The sequence below is a fragment of the Bacteroides sp. Marseille-P8574 genome, assembly GCF_902825465.1.
Taxonomy (GTDB): domain Bacteria; phylum Bacteroidota; class Bacteroidia; order Bacteroidales; family Bacteroidaceae; genus Bacteroides; species Bacteroides uniformis.
This window is the reverse complement of record NZ_CADEBE010000001.1, coordinates 1,059,639-1,081,300: the sequence shown is the minus strand read 5'-3', so window position 1 is coordinate 1,081,300 and position 21,662 is coordinate 1,059,639. Positions and strand designations below refer to the sequence as shown.

Annotated in this window: 13 protein-coding genes; 10 read left to right on the top strand and 3 right to left on the bottom strand. The window is 45.7% G+C overall.

Annotation, left to right across the window (positions count from 1 at the left end; all coding sequences use genetic code 11):
- Nucleotides 1-21: 21 nt before the first annotated feature.
- Nucleotides 22-339, bottom strand: coding sequence for a 50S ribosomal protein L21 (gene rplU / locus HUX74_RS04600; protein WP_005828892.1), 318 nt, complete (start codon nt 337-339; stop codon nt 22-24).
- 225 nt (nt 340-564) lie between these two features.
- Nucleotides 565-2,577, bottom strand: coding sequence for an HAD-IA family hydrolase (locus HUX74_RS04595; RefSeq protein WP_117965931.1), 2,013 nt, complete (start codon nt 2,575-2,577; stop codon nt 565-567).
- A gap of 174 nt (nt 2,578-2,751) precedes the next feature.
- Here HUX74_RS04595 and HUX74_RS04590 point away from each other — a divergent pair, with 174 nt between their 5' ends.
- From HUX74_RS04590 to HUX74_RS04545, 10 genes are all read left to right on the top strand, one after another.
- A complete protein-coding gene (locus tag HUX74_RS04590; protein ID WP_117965934.1) occupies nt 2,752-4,983 on the top strand; it encodes a GH92 family glycosyl hydrolase in 2,232 nt (743 codons plus the stop codon).
- Between the two features lie 11 nt (nt 4,984-4,994).
- Nucleotides 4,995-5,588: an RNA polymerase sigma-70 factor gene (locus HUX74_RS04585; protein WP_117601122.1), complete on the top strand. Its 594-nt coding sequence runs from the start codon at nt 4,995-4,997 to the stop codon at nt 5,586-5,588.
- An 11-nt stretch (nt 5,589-5,599) separates the two neighbouring features.
- Nucleotides 5,600-6,589, top strand: coding sequence for a FecR family protein (locus HUX74_RS04580; RefSeq protein ID WP_165491389.1), 990 nt, complete (start codon nt 5,600-5,602; stop codon nt 6,587-6,589).
- Nucleotides 6,590-6,654: 65 nt separating this feature from the next.
- Entirely contained in the window at nt 6,655-8,931 is a 2,277-nt protein-coding gene (locus tag HUX74_RS04575; RefSeq protein ID WP_117965937.1) for a GH92 family glycosyl hydrolase, read from the top strand.
- A 304-nt stretch (nt 8,932-9,235) separates the two neighbouring features.
- Nucleotides 9,236-12,622, top strand: coding sequence for a TonB-dependent receptor (locus tag HUX74_RS04570; RefSeq protein ID WP_174646286.1), 3,387 nt, complete (start codon nt 9,236-9,238; stop codon nt 12,620-12,622).
- Between the two features lie 11 nt (nt 12,623-12,633).
- Nucleotides 12,634-14,223 (top strand): RagB/SusD family nutrient uptake outer membrane protein, encoded by a 1,590-nt coding sequence (locus tag HUX74_RS04565; RefSeq protein ID WP_138345103.1) that lies wholly within the window; start codon nt 12,634-12,636, stop codon nt 14,221-14,223.
- 22 nt (nt 14,224-14,245) lie between these two features.
- Nucleotides 14,246-15,259: a glycoside hydrolase family 18 gene (locus tag HUX74_RS04560; RefSeq protein ID WP_117965946.1), complete on the top strand. Its 1,014-nt coding sequence runs from the start codon at nt 14,246-14,248 to the stop codon at nt 15,257-15,259.
- Nucleotides 15,260-15,268: 9 nt separating this feature from the next.
- Entirely contained in the window at nt 15,269-16,423 is a 1,155-nt protein-coding gene (locus HUX74_RS04555; RefSeq protein ID WP_117965949.1) for a DUF1735 and LamG domain-containing protein, read from the top strand.
- Between the two features lie 38 nt (nt 16,424-16,461).
- On the top strand, nt 16,462-18,444 hold the full coding sequence (locus HUX74_RS04550; RefSeq protein ID WP_174646285.1) for a BT_3987 domain-containing protein: 1,983 nt from the start codon (nt 16,462-16,464) through the stop codon (nt 18,442-18,444).
- A gap of 167 nt (nt 18,445-18,611) precedes the next feature.
- Nucleotides 18,612-20,891, top strand: coding sequence for a GH92 family glycosyl hydrolase (locus HUX74_RS04545; protein ID WP_117588971.1), 2,280 nt, complete (start codon nt 18,612-18,614; stop codon nt 20,889-20,891).
- Nucleotides 20,892-20,949: 58 nt separating this feature from the next.
- Here HUX74_RS04545 and HUX74_RS04540 read toward each other — a convergent pair whose 3' ends face one another.
- A complete protein-coding gene (locus tag HUX74_RS04540; protein ID WP_117588972.1) occupies nt 20,950-21,504 on the bottom strand; it encodes an RNA polymerase sigma-70 factor in 555 nt (184 codons plus the stop codon).
- Nucleotides 21,505-21,662 lie beyond the last annotated feature (158 nt).

Genomic DNA, 21,662 nt, shown 5'->3' with positions numbered 1-21,662 from the left:
TTTTCTTACTGTTTTAATTGATTAAGCTACTACTTCTGTAATTGTTAACTCTGTGAATTGTTGACGGTGACCGTTCAACTTACGATAACCTTTTCTTCTTTTCTTATGGAAAACGAGAACTTTATCGCCTTTTACCATGTTTGATACGACCTGGCAAACAACCTTTGCACCCTCTACAGTGGGAGCACCTACGGTGATGTTGCCGTCTTTGTCTACCAAAAGAACCTTGTCAAACTCTACTGTTGCACCGTTTTCTGCATTCTGGATGTGGTGTACAAACAGTTTTTTGCCAGCTTCTGCTTTGAATTGCTGACCGTTAATTTCTACAATTGCGTACATTTCTTATATTAATGTATAAGTTAGCTCCGTCGGGTGGTCTCTAATCACTTAGAAAGCACTTGGTCGAACCCGGTGCGGAATAATCGGGCACAAAAGTACTCTTTTTATTCTAAATGGGCAAATGTTCTTTTGCTTTTTTATTCTTTTAGTGCAGATTGTACTTTTGGCCTATTGGAGAAAAACTGTTTCATCAAGAAGAGACAATTTATGTAGGGATGGTTGTTGTTACAAGATGAATTTCAGTACATAGATACCGGCCAGCATTAGTGCCATGACGAGGCATGCAAATATGACGAGTAGCACAAGACTGTAAGTCAGCATGAGGATAGTGCGCCAAAAGCTTCTCCACCAGGTGCAGCGGTACAATTGTTTGTAATCGCAACAGAATAGGACGAAAATAAGCCATAAAGGCAGCTCATACAAATCGTCTACCTTTGCACACCCGTTGAAAGGCAGCACGATGATGCTTAGCAGGAGTATCTGGCAAGCTATGTAGGCTTGTATGAATACATGCTCCGTGGTATTGTAGTTTAACTTATATTTCCGGCATCGGAAGGCAAGTTGGGTAGCAAGTGCAAACAGAGGCAGTGTGGCAATGATGCGGAATGCTTTGTTTCCGTGTCCCCAGCTCTTCATCAGATTCCATACTTTCATTAGGAAAGGAGAGTTCTGGAAGACTTTTTCCAGTCTGTCTCCCACCTCCGAGGTGTCGTTTACAAACTCATCGATGAGGTCGCCATCATCGCTGTTCGATTCGGATACCTGTGTGGCAGAAGTGGAGTCGTTCTTCTCTTCCAGTTTGTTCAGGCTTTTCTCCAGGCTTTTTATAGTGATGGCGAGGGCTCGCTTTTCCTCTTTGCTATAGGTTTTCTCCATCTTTTGGGTAAGCTTCTCTTTAGCGGCAATGATTTCTTCTTTGTCTGTCTGCTCTGTCTTTTCCGTCTTTGCTTTTTTGCTCAGAGCTTCCGGGTCTACCAGTTGCACAGCCATGATATAAAGAGCTGCAAGAATGAAGAGTGTCTGGAACGGGCGAAAATACTCTATACGCTTACCACCGATGAAGTCTCTAATCATGTATCCCGGACGGTAGAGGAGTTCCAGAAGGGTACGTCCAAAACCATTGTCTATATTGAAGAAGCCTCCGGCAATGTTTTTAAGGGCGTTGCTTAGCCGGTAACGTGGAGTGTTTCGGCTTTGTCCGCAACGGTTACAGTAGTTGCCGGTATAGGTGGTGCCACAATTCAGGCAAGTGCAGGTTTCGGTACTCGCAGGAGGAGTTTTCCTTCCTTGTATCAGCTTGATGTGGAATGCACGCAGGCGTACTGCGTAGGGGTGCCACCATGAGTCGATGAAAGTTCTTGCTTTGTTGGGCAGTATCCTTCTTTTTTGGAGGATGCCCCACAATGTCAGTATGAAGACAACCGGGAAGAAGTTGCTGTCGTCGGTCATGTCCAGCTCTTCAATAGCCAACCAAAAGAGTGTCAATAGAAGGAGGATTTGCCAGGCATTTATCCTTTTCTGTTTCCGGGGAGAAGTGGCATACATATTTTCCGGTCGGATGGGGCTTTCAATCTTGAATATGGAGGGATGCTCCTCCTGAACTGCCAGCAGTTCTTCTAAAGTGCTCATTATTTTCCGGTGTGGGTACTTTTCCAATTCTTTGGCAGTGGTTACTCCGTGGGTGACCCCGGCAAAGTCTACTCCGGCCGCTTGGGCTGTTTCCGCATCTATCGTGCTGTCGCCTATATAGAGGGTATCGGTTTTGCTGACATGTAGCCGCTTAATGGCAAGGAGTAGCCCTTCGGGAGATGGCTTGGCGGTTTTCACGTCTTCACCACCCACGATGATGTCTATAAAATCTTCAGGAAAATGCTGGTCGAGGAGTTCCTTGATGCGGAATCGGTATTTGGTCGAGATGATTCCGATGCGGGCGCCAGAGTCCTTTAGTGCAGTCAGTACAGACTTGGTTTCCAGGAAAAGCACCGTATTGACAGTCATATGCGTATCGGCCTCTTTTCGGTATTCTGCCTTGAATCCTGCCAGTTGTCCGGCATCTGTCACGCCGGTGAGGATGGAAAAAGAGTTTTCCAGAGTCTTGCCGATGGTACGTTTGATGTCGTCATCTGTAACCTCTGTATATCCGTGACGGGTCAGTACGTTGCGGAAACAAGTGACGATTCCGCGGGAAGAATCAGCAAGCGTATAGTCAAAGTCGAAAAGATAGGTCGTGTAATTCATTGTGACTTTTTGTGGCAAAGATAGTGTAAAGTATATTTTTACAAAATAAAAAAGAGGATTAATCGGAATTTTGTATTACTTTTGTTTGCATGAATTCTGTTGAAAAAGTGACAAGATGTGTAAGTGTTTTATCCGGTTAGGTTGTTATACTATACACGTTAACCCTATAATGTTATGAATTTGATAAAATCTTGTTGTTTGTTTGTGGTCTTTTCATCCTTTCTGGCATGTACCCCACAAGTGTCGGATGTGAAGAGTATGTCTTATACAGAGTTCGTGAACCCCTTTATCGGTACAGATTTTACTGGAAACACCTATCCGGGTGCCCAGGCACCGTTTGGCATGGTGCAACTCAGTCCTGACAACGGACTGCCGGGCTGGGACCGTATTTCCGGATATTTTTATCCAGACAGTACCATTGCAGGCTTCAGCCATACCCATCTCTCCGGAACCGGCGCTGGTGACTTGTATGATATCTCTTTTATGCCGGTGACATTGCCTTATAAGGAGGCGGAAGCTCCGCTCGGCATTCACTCTTTGTTCTCTCATTCGGAAGAGTCGGCAAGCGCCGGATATTACCAGGTGCGTCTGAAAGATTATAATATCAATGTAGAGTTGACGGCCACCGAGCGTTGTGGCATTCAGCGGTATACTTTCCCCAAAGCCGATGCTGCCGTTTTCCTGAATTTGCGGAAAGCCATGAATTGGGATTTTACCAATGATTCTCACATAGAAGTCGTCGATTCGGTAACGGTGCAAGGTTACCGTTACTCTGACGGTTGGGCACGCGACCAGCGCCTCTACTTCCGTACCCGTTTCTCCAAACCGTTTGTTGTGATGCAGCTCGATACAGCTGCCATAGAGAAAGATGGCAAGCGGATAGGGACATCCGTCATTGCACGATTCGACTTTCAGACTAAGGAAGGAGAACAGATTCTTGTTAGTACTGCCATCTCCGGTGTGAGTATGGAAGGGGCGGCACGTAATTTGGCAGCCGAAGTACCCGATGATGATTTCGACAAATACCTGGCAGCTGTGCAGGATGATTGGAACAAACAATTGTCCCGGATAGAAATAAAATGCGATGACCGTGATGAGAAAGTCAAGTTCTATACGGCTTTGTATCATTCGATGATTGCTCCTACCATTTACAGTGATGTGGACGGTGCTTATTACGGTCCCGACAAGCAAGTGCACCGTGCGGAGAGCTGGACAAATTACAGTACTTTCTCCTTGTGGGACACTTACCGTGCGGCTCATCCTCTCTATACCTTTATTGAGCCGGAACGGGTGAACGATATGGTGAAGTCCTTCCTCGCCTTCTTCGAACAGAACGGTCGCCTTCCCGTATGGAATTTTCAGGGGAGCGAGACAGATATGATGATAGGTTACCACTCTGTACCAGTTATTGTAGATGCCTATCTGAAAGGTATTGGGGACTTCGATGCGAAAAAGGCCTTGGAGGCTTGTGTAGCTACTGCCAATATCGATTCTTATCGTGGCATTGGGTTATATAAGAAATATGCTTATGTTCCTTATAATGTGACGGATCAGTATAATTCGGAAAACTGGTCACTTTCTAAAACACTGGAATATGCATACGATGACTATTGTATAGCCCGTATGGCAGAGAAACTGGGCGATAAGGAGGTAGCGGACGAGTTTTATAAGCGTTCCCGTAATTACCGGAATGTTTACAATCCGGTAAGTTCTTTCATGCAGCCCCGTGATGACAAGGGAGAGTTTATCCGGAACTTCTCGCCGGACGACTATACTCCGCACATCTGCGAGAGCAACGGCTGGCAGTACTTCTGGTCTGTACAGCAGGATATTGACGGCTTGATAGCTTTGACCGGAGGTAAGGAACGGTTTGCCCAGAAGCTGGACAGTATGTTTACCTATAATCCTTCTGCAGATGATGAGCTGCCTATTTTCAGCACCGGAATGATTGGCCAGTATGCGCATGGAAATGAGCCTAGCCATCACGTCATTTATCTGTTCAATGCTGTGGATCAACCTTGGAAAACCCAGAAATATGCAGCCCGGGTGATGCATGAACTCTACCTGAACACTCCTGCCGGTTTGTGTGGCAACGAGGATTGCGGACAGATGTCTGCTTGGTATGTGTTCAGTGCGATGGGCTTTTATCCGGTAGACCCGGTTGGCGGAAAATATGAAATCGGTACCCCCCTATATCCGGAAATGAAGATGCACCTGCCTGGTGGAAAGACCTTTAAGGTACTGGCACCGGCGGTGAGCAAGGAAAATTGCTACATTCAATCTGTCAAACTCAACGGTAAGAGCTATGACAAAAGTTATATTACGCATGAACAGATAATGGATGGAAGTGTTTTCGAATTTGAAATGGGGGATAAGCCAGGTGATGCATGGTACAGCCCCCGATAACCGGCTAAAATATGGATGAACATTTCGACTTGACATATAAATCCCTTTTCCGCAGGTATTATACCAATCTGCTGTTCTACGCCACACGCATTGTGGGGGAAGAAGATGCGGAAGATGTGGTGCAGGATGTTTTCGTGGAGCTGTGGAAGCGGAAAGATACCATGAAGGTGGGAGAGCAGATTCAGGCTTTTTTGTATAGGGCGGTGTATACCCGTGCCTTGAACGTTCTGAAGCATCGGGACATTGTAAGTGGCTATGAGGCTGTCATGCTCGAAATCCATAAAAAGAGGGTTGAGTTCTATCAACCCGACAGCAATGATGTGGTGAAACGGATAGAGGATGCCGAACTCAGAAGGAAGCTGTCCGATGCCATCAATGAATTGCCGGACAAGTGCCGGATGGTATTCAAACTCAGCTATCTGCATGATATGAAGAATAAGGAGATAGCTGATACGATGGGAGTGTCATTGCGTACGGTGGAGGCTCACATGTACAAAGCTTTGAAGTTGCTGCGCGATAAACTGGGGTATCTGAACCTGATGTTGGCTCTGTTTTTCATCGGGAAAGTAAGTGTTTTTGCGAGCAGCGTTGTTTTATTATCATAATGAAGGAAAGAATGAATAAGTTGAATGAGGAGATATTGGCCAAGTTCCTTATGGGTGAATGTACGGAAGATGAACTTCGTGAGGTGAACGCCTGGCTGGAAGGGTCGGGTGAGAATGCACGCGAATTGTTCAGGCTGGAGGAGATTTACCACTTGGGGAGACTGGGGGATACTTCGAATGCACAAGACATAGAAAAGGTCGAAAAGCGATTGTTTAAAAGGTTGGAACAAGAGAAGACGAAACAATACAAGGTACGGAGGATGGTTGGATGGATGCGGTATGCGGCCGTATTTGTGGGCTTCTTCCTTTTGGGTACTTTCGGCTATCTTTTTTATCAGACTTATAGCCAGCCGGAAACATTACTGGCTGTCACCACTCATGATAAGATTAAGGAATTGAAACTGCCGGATGGCACAAAAGTCTGGCTGAATAAAAATACTACCTTGAAATATCCGTATGAGTTTGCAGGGAAGGGAAGAAAGGTTTATCTGGAAGGAGAAGGATATTTTGAGGTAATGAGGAATCCGGAAAAACCGTTTGTCGTACAGAGTGAGGCCATGCAGGTCAGAGTATTGGGAACTGTTTTCAACCTCAAGTCTGACAAGGCTAAGATGTCTGCAGTAGCTACCCTTCTGAAAGGCGAAGTAGAGGTGAAAGGCAATCATGGCGAGGGTATGATTATCCTTGCCCCCGGACAGAAAGCCGAGCTGAACGGAATGACTAGGCGTCTGGTGGTGAAGCAGGTGGATACGGGAATCGAAAACTGGCACAATAATGAGTTTGTCTTTGAGAAGGCTGACCTATACACCATTGCGCGTACATTGGAGAATTCGTATGGGGTGAGGATAATTCTGGCACCGAACATAGATGTAAGCAAGACCTACTCGGGTACACTGAAGAAAAAAGAGAGTGTGGGGGCTGTGCTGAATCTGATAAAGAATGCCATTCCATTGGAGTATAAAATTGTGGGGAACAGTGTTTTCCTCTCCTCAATGAAGTAGGAAGGCCGCACAAATCCGAGATATGACGAGAAGAATTTATTTAATACTAACAACTTTCTAATATTATGCGAAAATTAATCCTATTGTTTCTTTTTGTGAGCAGTTCCTTGTGGCTGCATGCCAAGGACTTTACCCAGTATGTCAGTCCTCTTGTCGGCACGCAGTCTACTTTCGAGCTTTCCACCGGTAATACCTATCCTGCGATCGCACGTCCCTGGGGTATGAACTTCTGGACTCCTCAGACTGGTAAGATGGGTGACGGCTGGCAATACGTCTATACCGCGAACAAGATCCGTGGTTTCAAGCAGACACACCAGCCCAGTCCCTGGATTAACGACTACGGGCAGTTCTCCATCATGCCGGTGGTTGGCAAGCCCGAGTTTGATGAGGAGAAGCGTGCAAGCTGGTTCTCCCACAAGGGCGAAGTGGCACTTCCTCATTATTATAAGGTATATCTTGCCGAACACGATGTGGTTACCGAGTTCACCCCTACCGACCGTGCCGTATTGTTCCGTTTCACTTTCCCTGAAAATGATCATTCATACGTTGTTGTTGATGCCTTTGACAAGGGCTCTTATGTGAAGATACTTCCGGAACAGAATCGTATTATCGGTTATACTACCCGTAACAGCGGCGGTGTTCCCGAGAACTTCAAGAACTATTTCGTGATAGAGTTCGACAAGCCTTTTACTTATAAGGCGTCTGTAGCCGATGGCGTCTTGACCGAGAATAAGGTTGAGCAGGAAGCCGGACACGCCGGTGCTGTTATCGGCTTCAAAACCCGCAAGGGTGAAGTGGTACATGCCCGTGTAGCCTCTTCTTTCATCAGTTTTGAGCAGGCTGACCGTAACTTGAAGGAGCTTGGCAATGACAATTTGGAAACATTGGTTCAGAAAGGTCAGGATGCCTGGAACAAGGTGCTGGGCCGTATTGATGTGGAAGGCGGAACCCTTGACCAGTACCGTACTTTCTACTCATGTTTGTATCGTTCCTTGTTATTCCCCCGTGCATTCTATGAACTGGATGAGGCGGGAAGTCCTATTCATTACAGCCCTTACAATGGTCAGGTGCTGCCCGGTTATATGTATACGGATACCGGTTTCTGGGATACTTTCCGCTGTCTCTTTCCATTCCTTAATCTGATGTATCCGTCAGTGAACAGGCAGATTCAGGAAGGTCTTGTCAACACCTATAAGGAAAGCGGTTTCTTCCCCGAATGGGCAAGTCCGGGTCACCGTGGCTGTATGATTGGCAACAACTCTGCTTCCGTACTGGCAGATGCCTATCTGAAAGGTGTGAAGGTGGAGGATGTGCAGACGCTGTACGAAGGTCTCATCAACGGTACAAAGAATGTCCATCCCGAGGTCTCTTCTACGGGTCGCCTCGGCTATGAGTATTACAATAAGCTTGGTTATGTTCCCTACGATGTGAAAATCAACGAGAACACTGCCCGTACTTTGGAGTATGCTTATAATGACTGGTGCATCTACCGCATGGCAAAAGAGTTGAACCGTCCGAAGAAGGAGCAGAAACTCTTTGCGGAACGTGCCATGAACTATAGGAATGTGTTTGATAAGGAAAGCAAGCTGATGCGTGGTCGTAATCAAGACGGCCAGTTCCAGGCTCCTTTCTCTCCATTGAAGTGGGGTGATGCCTTTACTGAAGGTAACAGTTGGCACTATTCCTGGTCTGTATTCCACGACCCTCAAGGTCTGATAGACTTGATGGGTGGCAAGGAATCTTTCGTGGAGATGCTTGACTCTGTTTTTATTGTTCCACCCTTGTTCGATGACAGCTATTACGGCCAGGTAATCCATGAAATCCGTGAGATGACAGTGATGAATATGGGTAACTATGCCCATGGCAACCAGCCCATCCAGCACATGATTTACCTTTATAATTATGCCGGGGAGCCTTGGAAAGCCCAATATTGGCTTCGTCAGGTAATGAACCGCATGTACACTGCCGGTCCCGACGGTTATTGCGGTGACGAGGACAACGGTCAGACTTCCGCGTGGTATGTCTTCTCTGCACTTGGTTTCTATCCGGTTTGCCCTGGTACGGACGAGTATGTACTGGGCGCCCCTCTGTTCCGTAAGGCTACCCTCCATTTCGAGAACGGTAAGTCCCTGACAATTGACGCTCCGGATAACTCACCGGAGAACATGTATATCGAGTCTCTCAAGGTGAACGGCGTGGATTATTCCAGGAATTATCTGACGCATGGCAATTTGCAGAATGGCGGTACCTTGAGGTTTGATATGGGCAGCCAGCCTAATATGAAGAGAGGTACGCAGCCGGAAGATTATCCTTATTCTTTCTCGAATGAACTGAAGAAGTAAAGAATAGTAATAATATAGTAAGAAAAGGGTTGCCTCGAAAATAAGTTGATATATCATTTTGTTATTTACTATCTGTATTATAGGTGTTTTTCTTGAATCAGGTGGAAATAATTATTTACTTCGTTAGTAATATTGAGCAAAATGATATATCAACTTATTTTCGGGGTAACTCTTTTTTTTTAGGATTAATGATAAAAAAGATACTTTTTCAGTAAGTGTATTTTCATTGTCTGTTGTTTTATATAGGAATGCGAGAGAATGAATCTCTCGAAGTAATTTATTGTATAACCTATAAATTGTGTTTATGAAAGACAATTATGCTTTTCGGAGTTCGACGTTCATGCGGGCTTTATTAGTTTTGTTGTTCATGGCAGTTTCTATCCAGTGGGGCTTTGCCCAATTAAACCTGAATGTGTCTCGCGGCACATTGAGGACAGTCATTGAACAAATCAAGTCTCAATCCAAGTATCAATTTTTTTATGACGACAAACTGGCTGCGTTGCCGGTAGAAAACGTCAAAGTGAACAATGCGTCTATAGAAGATGCTTTGAATGTTATTCTCAAAGGGAAAGACATTTCCTATAAAGTGGAGGATAACATCGTTTATCTTTCTGAAAAGTCTGCTGCTCCTCAAGAGGGCAACCAACAAGGGAAAGAACGGACGATTACCGGAGTCGTGTCAGATGACATGGGACCTCTGATTGGTGTGAATGTATTGATAAAAGGTACCAGCAACGGGTGCATTACCGACCTCGACGGTAACTTTACGTTGACCACTACGGAAGCGAATCCGGTGATCGTATTCTCTTATATCGGTTATACTACGCAGGAAATTCCCGTGAAAGGTAATGCATCGATTAATGTGATGATGGCCGGAGATACCCAACAGCTTGAAGAAGTTGTGGTTACTGCCCTAGGTATCAAGCGTTCGGAAAAGGCATTGTCCTACAATGTACAGCAGGTGAATACAGATGCCATTACTTCCAATAAAGACGCCAACTTTGTGAACTCATTGAGTGGTAAAGTAGCAGGTGTGAATATCAATGCTTCTTCATCCGGTGTGGGTGGCGTGTCAAAGGTAGTGATGCGTGGTACGAAATCCATCATGCAGTCTTCCAATGCACTTTATGTAATTGACGGTGTGCCTATTTTCTCTGGCCGTGGTACTGCCGGAGGTAAGGAGTTCGACTCCCAGGGATCTTCAGAACCGATTGCTGACATCAACCCGGAAGACATCGAGTCAATGTCGGTCTTGACTGGCGCCGCCGCTGCTGCCTTGTACGGTTCGGAAGCTGCCAACGGTGCCATTGTCATCACTACAAAGAAAGGTAAAGAAGGTAAGGTGAGTCTTACTGTCAGCAGCAATACTGAATTCACCAATCCGTTTGTGATGCCGAGCTTCCAAAACCGGTATGGTACGGGAACCGGTGGTGTGATGAGCACTTCAGGAGCCATGAGCTGGGGAGCTCCTTTGTCTGCAGCCAATAATTACAATTACAGTCCGAAAGATGATTATTTCCAGACGGGTATTGTAGGGACGGAAAGCATCTCTTTGTCAACTGGTACAGAAAAAAACCAGACGTATGCATCGGCTGCTGCCGTAAACTCTAAGGGTATTGTTCCCAACAACAAATACAACCGTTACAACTTCACGGTACGTAATACCACTACTTTCTTGGACGACAAGATGACTTTGGACTTCGGTGCAAGCTATATTCTGCAGAATGACCAGAACATGACGAACCAGGGTACCTACAATAACCCGTTGGTGGGTGCTTATTTGTTCCCGCGCAGCAACGACTGGTCGGATATCAGCATGTATGAGCGCTATGACGCTGCCCGTAAGATTTATACGCAATATTGGCCGGTAGGGGACGAAGGTATGGTAATGCAGAATCCTTATTGGATTAACTACCGCAATTTGCGCCAGAACAAGAAGGATCGCTATATGCTGAATGCCGGTTTGAGCTATAAGATTCTGGACTGGCTGACTGTTTCAGGACGTGTACGTTTGGATAACTCCAATAATGACTATACAGAAAAGTTTTATGCTTCTACCAATACTCAGCTCACCGAGAGTTCTTCACGAGGTCTTTATGGTATTACTAAGACGCAGGACAAACAGTTGTATGCTGACTTCCTGGTGAGTATCAACAAATATTTCGGTGAAGACTGGTCACTCCAGGCCAACGTCGGTGGTTCATTCTCCGATATACGTTCGGATGCAATGAAAACACGTGGTCCGATTGCTGACGGTGGTGATGCTTTCGGTGGTGAACCGGTAGGTCTAACCAACTACTTTGCTATCCAGAACCTGAGTGCCAGCAAGACACAGCGCTTGCAGGAGGGATGGCGTGAACAGACTCAGTCTCTCTTCGCTTCGGCTGAGCTTGGTTACAAGAATACTTACTTCTTGACGCTGACCGGACGTAACGACTGGCCTTCACAGTTGGCAGGTCCCAACTCCAACAGTAAATCATTCTTTTATCCTTCAGTCGGTGGTTCTGTTGTACTGTCTGAACTGATGCCTAACTTGAACAAAGATTATCTTTCTTTTATAAAGGTTCGTGGTTCATGGGCATCTGTTGGTAGTGCTTTCTCCAGATACTTGGCTAATCCTCACTACGAATGGAATTCAAGTTCCGGTCAATGGAGTATCACGACTCAATATCCGTTGTATAATCTGAAGCCTGAGCGTACCAATTCTTGGGAAATCGGTTTGAACATGCGTTTCCTCAAAAATTTTGAATTGGATGTGACATATTACAATGCCAAGACTATGAATCAGACATTCAATCCGCAGTTGCCTGTCAGCGGTTGGTCGGCTTTGTATATCCAGACCGGTGCCGTACGTAACTCCGGTATTGAGTTGTCACTGAACTATAAGAATACTTGGAAGGACTTTACATGGGATACTGGTATAACTTTTTCCAGCAACAAGAATAAGATTTTGACACTGGCAGACAAAGCCATCAACCCCGTTACCGGTGAGTTGTTCTCTTTGAGCACGTTGAATATGGGTGGTTTAGGTGATGCCCGCTTCTTGCTGAAAGAGGGAGGAAGCATGGGGGACCTTTACTCTCTGAGAGATATGAAGCGTGATGCCAATGGACAGATTTTTGTAGACCAGAACGGAGCAGTTGCTACGGAAACCATTACCGATCCTGACAAATACATCAAATTGGGAAGTGTACTTCCTAAGGGGAATTTGGCTTGGCGTAACAACTTCATCTGGAAGAATTTCACAGCAGGCTTTTTGATTTCAGCCCGTTTGGGTGGTGTGGTCTACTCACGTACACAAGCCATGTTGGATTACTATGGTGTGTCTGAGGCCTCTGCGGATGCACGTGATTTAGGTTACGTATTGGTGAATGGCAAGGACAAGGTAAATCCCGAAACATGGTATGGTGTAGTCGGTAGTGGTACAGCTGTTCCCCAATACTATACTTACTCTGCTACCAACGTTCGCCTGCAGGAAGTTTCCTTGGGTTACACTATTCCCAAAAAGTTGTTGAACGATGTGTGTGATATCAAGGTTTCGTTGGTAGGCCGCAACTTATGGATGATTTACAGCAAGGCTCCTTTCGATCCAGAAAGTGTGGCTTCTACCGATAACTTCTATCAGGGAATCGACTATTTCATGATGCCGGCTTTGCGTAACATCGGCTTTAGCTTGAGCTTTAAATTTTAATACCAAACGATATGAAAAAGAGAAATATAATAAATAAATTGATTATTGCTCCATTGCTTATGGGCTTTATGTCCTGCACCGGCAATTATATGGATATCAATTCCAATCCTTATCAACCGGGCGATTTGACTCCCGATGATTATGCACTGGGTTCTGCCATGAGTAACTTGGCAAGTACGGTTATTTCGTCAGACGTCAATACGGCACAATTTACCGATTGTTTGTTGGGCGGACCGTTGGGAGGTTATTTTGCCGATTCAAATGCCGGCTGGTCCAATACAATATCCAATTTTAATGCTACGAATGACTGGACACGCGTATTCTTGATGAGTGACCGTATCATCTCGACATTATATGCTAACTTGAGCACAGTGAAACAAGTATCGGAGAATACCAACAATCCGGTTCCCTATGCTATTGCACAAATCATAAAGGTTGCTGCCATGAGCCGCGTGACTGATACATATGGTCCCATCCCTTATTCCAAGATTGGTCAGGATGGCAAGATAACTATTCCTTATGATACGCAGGAAGAAGTCTACAATGCATTCTTCAAGGAACTGGACGAGTCCATTGAGGTGCTGACCGAGAACAGAAACGCGGCGTTGGTCGCTTCTGCAGACTTCGTATACAGCGGTAATGTACAGAAATGGGTGAAATTTGCCAACTCATTGAAGTTGCGTCTAGCTATCCGCATTGCCAATGTAAGTCCTGCCAAAGCCAAAGAGATGGCTGAAAGCGCAGTGAATCATGAACTGGGCTTGATTGAAACAAATGCAGACAATGCTACATGGAAGTATTTCGGAACAATCAGCAACCCGCTGTTTATGGCAGTGCGTTATAATGAAGAAGCATCAGGCGGTGATACCCATCCTGCTGCTGACATCATCTGTTACATGAACGGTTACAATGACAATCGCCGCGCCAGCTATTTTGAAGAATCCAAATGGGAGGGAGAGTCTTATGTAGGATTACGCCGTGGTATCGATCTCAGCAAAGCGAGGGAATCTTTCATAAATTATTCACGGGTGAAGATTTCCTCTTCAGACCCTGTGCTTTGGATGAATGCAGCGGAAGTTGCCTTCTTGCGCGCTGAAGCTACTGCAGTCTATGGTTTCAGCATGAAAGGAACTGCGGCTGATTTTTATGAACAAGGTGTCCGCCTTTCTTTTGAACAATGGGGAGCTACGGGGGTAGACAGTTATCTGGCTGATGAAAGCAGTGTCCCTGCCCTTTATAAGGATCCTGCTGGTCTTAATACGTATGAAAAGAACCTTTCAAACATTACCATCAAATGGAATGAGGGAGCATCCAAAGAGGAAAAGCAGGAGCGTATCATTACTCAGAAATGGATTGCTAACTGGCCGTTAGGCAACGAGGCTTGGGCTGATTACCGTCGTACGGGTTATCCCAAACTGTTGCCTGCAACCAGCGAAGGCAATAAGAGTAATGGAATTGTTGACAGCGAGAAAGGTGCACGTCGCATGCCTTATCCTTCTGAAGAATATACAAATAATACTGAAAACGTGCAGGATGCAGTAAGCAATTATCTGGGTGGACCGGACAACATGGCTACTGATGTATGGTGGGCACGTAAATAATAACAATAAATGCTGAATAATTATGAAATTATATAAGAAATCATTTAAAGGAATTGCGCTGGCAGCTTTTTCCGTATTGGCATTGTCTGCCTGCTCCGACTGGACAGATACAGAAAGCATCAATTTGGCAGAACCCGGAATCGACGAACAGTCTCCCGAATTGTATGCCAAGTATCTGAAGAACTTGCAGGAATATAAGAATTCTGACCATAAGATTGTGTACGGCTGGTTTGATAATAGTGAGAAAGTTCCTTTCAGTCGTGGGCAACACATGTCAGATGTGCCTGACAGTCTGGACGTAATTATTGTGACTACTCCCGATTTAGTGGAATTCGAACTGAAAGACATTGTAAGTGTACACGAGAAAGGAACAAAAGTATTCTACTCTATCAGTTATGACAATATCTTGAAGGAACATACCGACAAGGTGAAGGAAGGAACGGAAACGTCCACATTCTCGGCTTATCTTTCTGCTGAGTTGAACAGATTGATTGCTCTGGAAGCTCCTTTCGACGGCATTGTTGCTGAATATCGCGGCAGCAATCCTATCTACATGTCCGAAGCTGACAAGGCTGAAGCAAAGGCAAATCAAGATACCTTTTTCAGTGTGATAGCCAACTGGAAGAGCGCCAATTCGGGTAAGAAGCTGGTGTTCCAGGGGTATCCTGCCAACCTGATAGGTCAGTCTGTACTGTCTTCTTGTGACCATATCATCTTGATTACAAATGATGTCACGGATGTTGCCCAACTGGGGATAGAAGCGCTTCAGGCCTTGATGGCAGACGGTGTTCCGGCTGACCGCTTCATTGTATCGGCATCTACCATCTCTCTGGATACAACTGATAAGACTACCGGATATTACAATGCTTTGAGAGCTCTGTCGGAAGCCGCTTATTGGGTGACAGAGCCGTCTGCTGAGTTTATAAAAGCTGGTTTGGCTATTGAGAACATGCAGAATGATTACTACAATGCAACCAATACCTACCAATACGTGAGAGAAGCTATCAATATTATGAATCCTGCTCCTAAAAAATAAAAGAATATCATGAAACTGAAAAGTATATATTTAGTATCGATGGCATTATTGGCAGGTGTATTTGCTGCTTGTAATGATAATGACGTTGAGAATTTCGATAATCAGGTGTATATCAACAGCTCGGCGATGACCAGCACTGTGTTGTTGAAAAACACAGTTTCCGATACGGAAGGTTCATTCCGGATTTCAATGGCTCGCCCTGAATCACGGGACATAACTATTTCCTTGAAGGCGGACCCTTCCTTGGTAGCTACTTATAACGCCACCTATTATGACACAGCCGAGGCGCTGCCGGAAAATTATTATACGGTAGAAACTCCGCAGGCTACCATTTTGGCCGGTGCTGTCATTTCAGATGACATCACTGTCAGCTTCAAGAACTTGACGGAACTGGACCGTGAGAAGGTATATGTATTGCCGGTTACGGTAGACCAGGCAAGTATCGGAGTCTTGAAGAGCTCCGGTACCATGTACTACGTGCTGAAGGGTGCTGCATTGATTAATACGGTTCCTGATATTACCAAGAATCTGGTTTACGTAACTTGGACCAATCCGGATGTAGCCAATAATATGAATAAACTGACGGCAGAAGCGTTGATTCGCGTAAGCAAGTTCGACAAGATGCTGACTTCCATTATGGGTATCGAAGGCAAGTTCCTGCTCCGTATCGGTGATGCCGGAATTCCTCAGAACCAATTGCAGGTGGCTACAAGCAGTGGCAATGTGACTGATGAGAGTCTGGCTATTCCGACAAATGAATGGACACATATAGCTGTGACCTACGATGCGGATGCAAAAACTGTTATAGTTTACATCAATGGTAAGAATATGTTGGAGACTACTTTGGACTGCGGTGCTGTGAACTGGGGGCAGACTATGACTGATGAAGGTAACGGATTCTGGATTGGTCATTCATACAATCGTGACCGCTGGTTGGAAGGTAACATCTCAGAGGTACGTATCTGGAACAAGGTGTTGACATCAGCAGAAATCAATGCAAAGGACCACTTCTACCAGGTAGATCCGGATGCTGACGGACTGGTTTCTTACTGGAAGTTCGATGAAGGTGCCGGTACTGCCATTCATGACTATAGCGGAAATGAGAACAATGCTACTGCAGTTGAACCATTGACTTGGACTGCTGTGGAACTGCCCGCCAAATAATTTAGTTATACCTTAATTCAAATAAAAAGATATTGATTATGAAATATATGAATCATGTAAAATCAGGCTTGCTGGCAATGGCTTTTGCATGTGCAGGAATATGCTTTACCGGTTGTGAAGATGATGTTGTCATCAACACCGGCAACAGCGACAAGCTGGATACTGTGGATGGCGTGTATGGTTATGTAAAGTCTGCCGCTGGTGCACGTGAACTTACTCCGATTTCCGTTTTTGGCGACAAGGTTGCTACCGGACATCTCTATTTTGAACTGAGCAAAGCTGCAGAGCAGGATGTTACGGTGACCTTCAAAGTGGACGAAGACGTTTTGGAAGCTTATAATAAGAAGAATGGAACAAGCTATAAAATGTATCCCGCCGATAAGTTGAGTCTGGCGAACGGTGGAACTGTCATTATCAAGGCGGGCGAACAGAAGTCGGCTTCTGTGGAACTGAATATCAATGCAGGAGGCACAATCGGACAAACTTATGCTGTTGCCGTTTCTGCATCTGCCAATAACGGTGTGGAAGTTTCTACAAACAATCAGGAATATATTTACTTGGTAAAGCCTTTGGCTGCTATTCCTGAGAGTATCAGTAAGGGTGATATACTTACACATTGCTTTGTGGAAGTAAATGACGAGAACATCTTGAATATGGGTGAATATACCATGAAGAGCGACGGAAAGCCTTTCTTTGATGTAGTCAGCATTTTTGCTGCCAATATCAATGTGGATAGCAAGACCGGTCGCGTACATGTTTTTTGCAATGACCAGGTTTCTTTCTTGCTGAGAAATGCGGATAAGTTCATCCGTCCTTTGCAGGCTAAGGGCATTAAGGTGGCTATGACTATTCTTGGCAACCATGATGAGGCCGGTATGGGTAACCTTTCTGAAGCTGCCGCCAAAGACTTTGCCAAGGAACTGAAGGCTTATTTGGATATCTATGGTTTGGATGGCATTGACTTTGATGATGAGTACACCAGTTACAACAACTCCAACCCCAGTCCCGGCTTCGAAAAACGTTCACGTGCCAACTTCGCACGTTTGGTTTATGAGTGCCGCCAGGTATTTGGAGATAAACTGATCGGTGTGTATGAATATGGTTCGCTTGATTCTCCCGATGGCGAGGTAGAAGGTGTGAAAGTTGGTGATATTGTGGACTATATGACCTATGGTTATTACCAGAATCAGAATCCTAATGGAGCTTTTGGCCGTGAAGCGTCTCATTTTGAGAACCTGCCCAAATCCAAGTATGCTCCGCTGCCTTGGAAGATTAATGATGAGTTGAACGGAGGTTGGAATGGATTTGACAAGAGCAAATTCCAAAAAGTGAAAGATGAAGGTTATGGCATTCAGATGTTCTACAATCCCAAACCGCTGATGTATCAGTATTATACGCTGCTTTCGGAAATAAGTAAAGTACTTTTTGATGATGAAGTGGAGTGGAGCGGTAAGTACTGGAACCGTACTGGTGAAGCTTATCAAGGAAAGATGATGGGCTATGAAGATTTGGTCGGTGAATGGAAAGTAACTTCCAGTAACTCCCTCTTTACCTATGTGGATGAAGAAGGCAATCCTCGCTGGTGGGATTGGAAAGGCAGTCAGGATTTTGAGAAGAATGTAATTATAGAGAAAGATGAAGAAGGTACCGGATATGTAGTTTACAACTGGGGTACTTTCCCCGAAATTACCGGTAAGTATCCGATGCATTGCGATTACTATAACGGTGCACTGCTCATCTATCCGCAAACCATTCATGAGGGCGATGCTGAAGACCCTGCTACCTACAAGATGCATTTCGGTACTTATAGTAATGCCTTCCAGTGGAAAGCATATCCTAAGTATGATAATTATTCCATGGATGGCGATATTGCTCCTAACGGTGATATGCGTATCTATGGTTTGGGCAACAGATGGGCTATCAACCCTTATAAGTATGTAGTCGGTGAGATTGAGAACGACATCTTCCCCGATGTTCCTTACTTCGTGAGTGAGAACTATACGATGAAGAAGGTACGCTGATGCCATGTTTTCCGTAAACTGAGGTTTCGGAAAAATGGATGCTTGAACCTTTTCATACATGAAACAAAGGAGGGCTTTGCTCAAAGTAATGGGGCGGCCCTCCTCAAGCATTCTCATATAACAAGATTCTATTATGAAGCTATACACTTACTTATACAATAAACAATATGAAGAAAAACATGAAATCTAGTTCCATACTGTTGGGCGGACTTTTTCTGCTGGGGGCGGTTTGCAGCTGTACCCAGACGGCACCGGACTATGCGTCTTACGTCAATCCGTTCATCGGTACGGGCGGACATGGGCATACCTATCCCGGAGCGGTAGTTCCCAACGGAATGATTCAGCCCAGCCCCGACACGCGTATCTACGAGTGGGATGCCTGCTCCGGATATTACTATGCAGATACTACTATCAACGGATTTTCACATACTCACGTCAGCGGTACGGGTTGTGCCGATTACGGGGATGTGTTGCTGATGCCCACTGTAGGGCGGCAGGATTACCACTCTATGGGCTCGAAGAGCCAGCAGATGGCGTACGCCTCTGCCTTTTCCCACGAGAATGAAACAGCCGAACCGGGATATTATTCCGTATTTTTGGACCGCTACGGGGTGAAAGCCGAACTGACCTCTACCAAACGTGCGGCGATTCATCGCTATACCTTCCCGAAAGCGGAAGATGCAGGCTTTATCCTCGACTTGGATTATAGCATTCAGCGCCAGAAGAATGAACAGATGGAGCTGGAAGTAATCAGCGATACTGAAATCCGTGGACGCAAGAAGACTGTATATTGGGCTTTCGACCAGTATATCAACTTCTACGCCAAGTTCTCCAAACCATTTACCTATACGCTGGTCACGGACTCCATGGCATTGGACGAAGGCGGTCCGCTTCTGCCTACAGCTAAAGCTTTACTGCAATTCCAGACGGAGCCCAATGAGGAGGTATTGGTAAAGGTAGGTGTGTCTGCCGTGGATATGGACGGTGCCCGCAAGAATGTGGAAGCCGAAATCTCCGGATGGGATTTTGACGGTGTGCGCCGTGCTGCCCGCCAGCAGTGGAACACTTATCTCTCCAAGATTGACATCGATACGAAGGACAACGACCAGCGTACCATGTTCTACACGGCACTTTACCACACGGGCATGCAGCCCAACTTATTTACCGATGCCGACGGACGTTACTTTGGTATGGACTTGAAGCCCCATCAAGGCAGGGTGGACGAGCCTGTCTACACCATTTTCTCTTTATGGGACACTTTCCGTGCCTATCATCCGCTGATGACGATTATCGATCCAGAACTGAACGAGGCCTTCATCCGTTCGCTCATCCAGAAGTCCCGCGAGGGCGGCGTCCTGCCTATGTGGGAACTGGCCGGAAACTATACGGGTACCATGATTGGTTATCATGCAGCTTCCCTCATAGCGGATTCGTATGTAAAGGGATACCGTAACTTCGACGTGCAGGAGGCCTATAAGGCTTGCCTCCGTACGGCAGAATACGATACGACGGGCATTATCACGCATCCTTTGGTTGTGCCGCATCTGATGCCGCAGGCCAAGTACTGGAAGAACAAGATTGGCTACGTGCCTTGCGACAAAGACAATGAGTCCGTGGCAAAAGCGCTGGAGTATGCTTACGATGACTGGTGCATCTCTGTACTGGCAGGTGCCTTGGACGACGAAGTCAACCGCGACAAGTATGCTGCCTTTGCCGAGGGATATAAAGTTTATTTCGATCCGAGTACCCGTTTCATGCGTGGACTGGACAGTGAGGGCAACTGGCGTACGCCTTTCAACCCCCGCGCATCCAATCACCGTAACGATGACTATTGCGAAGGCACTGCCTGGCAGTGGACTTGGTTCGTTCCCCACGATGTAGACGGATTGGTAGAACTGATGGGAGGACGCGACGCTTTCATCGGCAAGTTGGATTCTCTGTTCACTGCCGATTCCAAGCTGGAAGGTGAATCGACTTCGGTGGATATTTCCGGTCTGATAGGCCAGTATGCTCACGGCAATGAGCCGAGCCATCACATTGCCCATCTCTACAACTACGTAGGCCAGCCCTGGCGTACGCAGGAGATTGTGGATGAGGTGCTGCATACGCTTTACTTCAACAACCCCGACGGACTTTCGGGCAATGAAGACTGCGGACAGATGTCTGCATGGTACATTCTGAATGCGATGGGCTTCTATCAGGTATGCCCCGGCAAGTCGGTATATTCCATCGGACGCCCGCTGTTCAACGAGGCGACCGTTCATCTGAAAGACGGCAAGTCGTTCAAGGTGATAGCCCACAACAATAGCCGCGATAACAAGTATGTGCAGAGCATTGTGCTGAACGGCAATAAGCTGGAGACTCCATTCTTCACGCATCAGGATATAGTGGACGGCGGTACACTGGAACTGACTATGGGCAGCGAACCGCTGAAGCCGGAAGAGTAAATGGATTATTATGCTCACAAGATTCCCTGATGAGCAATACCTTTAATAAGGTGGAGTCCTACCGGGAAATGAATAGCAGCAGCAACGGCATGTATTCTTTTAGCTCGTTGCGCAGAAATTCCAATGTTTTTTGTTTATAGCGGTTGACTGACTTCACACTAAGGTTCAGCTCTTCCGCTATTTCTGTATGCGTTTTTCCCTTGAAGAAGCTCTCGATGAAGACAATGCGGTAGCTCTCAGGAAGCTTGTTCAGGGTACCGTACAGCATCCGGTACATTTCGTCTAAGGTATATACACTGTCCGGTTCCGTTTCGTAGACAGGGGTTTTCTTTTTGACGACTTCCGCATAATTCCATTCATATTCCTGATGCTTCAGGTAGTTCAGGCAATTGTTCCTCACGCACATCTTGAGGTAACCCAATATCGTTTTCGGGTCTATCTCGAAGTTGTCCATGTTGTTCCATAGGGAGGCGAATACTTCGGAAACAATGTCTTCGCGAGTCTCTTTATTGTCAACAAAACGCTTGGCATACAAGCAGAAGGGGGCATAGTACTCCTCGTAGAGCTGCTTGAATACTTGTTTCTTGCTTTGTTCATTAAGAGATAGTTTCATAATATATCTACAGTATTTCGAAGGCAAATATACAATAAGAAAGTCAAATAAAAGGTTCTTTTTGAAATTTAAAAGAACAAAGCTGTGGCAATAGGCAAGTAGTATTTTGTTATTAAGGACCCAATTGAAAAAACTTTGTTTTAGCTGTCCCTTTTTGA

Bases quoted from the DNA above. Each gene is read 5' to 3' on its own strand.
- rplU (WP_005828892.1), bottom strand. From the start codon at position 339: ATGTACGCAATTGTAGAAATTAACGGTCAGCAATTCAAAGCAGAAGCT.
- HUX74_RS04595 (WP_117965931.1), bottom strand. From the start codon at position 2,577: ATGAATTACACGACCTATCTTTTCGACTTTGACTATACGCTTGCTGAT.
- HUX74_RS04590 (WP_117965934.1), top strand. From the start codon at position 2,752: ATGAATTTGATAAAATCTTGTTGTTTGTTTGTGGTCTTTTCATCCTTT.
- HUX74_RS04585 (WP_117601122.1), top strand. From the start codon at position 4,995: ATGGATGAACATTTCGACTTGACATATAAATCCCTTTTCCGCAGGTAT.
- HUX74_RS04580 (WP_165491389.1), top strand. From the start codon at position 5,600: ATGAATAAGTTGAATGAGGAGATATTGGCCAAGTTCCTTATGGGTGAA.
- HUX74_RS04575 (WP_117965937.1), top strand. From the start codon at position 6,655: ATGCGAAAATTAATCCTATTGTTTCTTTTTGTGAGCAGTTCCTTGTGG.
- HUX74_RS04570 (WP_174646286.1), top strand. From the start codon at position 9,236: ATGAAAGACAATTATGCTTTTCGGAGTTCGACGTTCATGCGGGCTTTA.
- HUX74_RS04565 (WP_138345103.1), top strand. From the start codon at position 12,634: ATGAAAAAGAGAAATATAATAAATAAATTGATTATTGCTCCATTGCTT.
- HUX74_RS04560 (WP_117965946.1), top strand. From the start codon at position 14,246: ATGAAATTATATAAGAAATCATTTAAAGGAATTGCGCTGGCAGCTTTT.
- HUX74_RS04555 (WP_117965949.1), top strand. From the start codon at position 15,269: ATGAAACTGAAAAGTATATATTTAGTATCGATGGCATTATTGGCAGGT.
- HUX74_RS04550 (WP_174646285.1), top strand. From the start codon at position 16,462: ATGAAATATATGAATCATGTAAAATCAGGCTTGCTGGCAATGGCTTTT.
- HUX74_RS04545 (WP_117588971.1), top strand. From the start codon at position 18,612: ATGAAGAAAAACATGAAATCTAGTTCCATACTGTTGGGCGGACTTTTT.
- HUX74_RS04540 (WP_117588972.1), bottom strand. From the start codon at position 21,504: ATGAAACTATCTCTTAATGAACAAAGCAAGAAACAAGTATTCAAGCAG.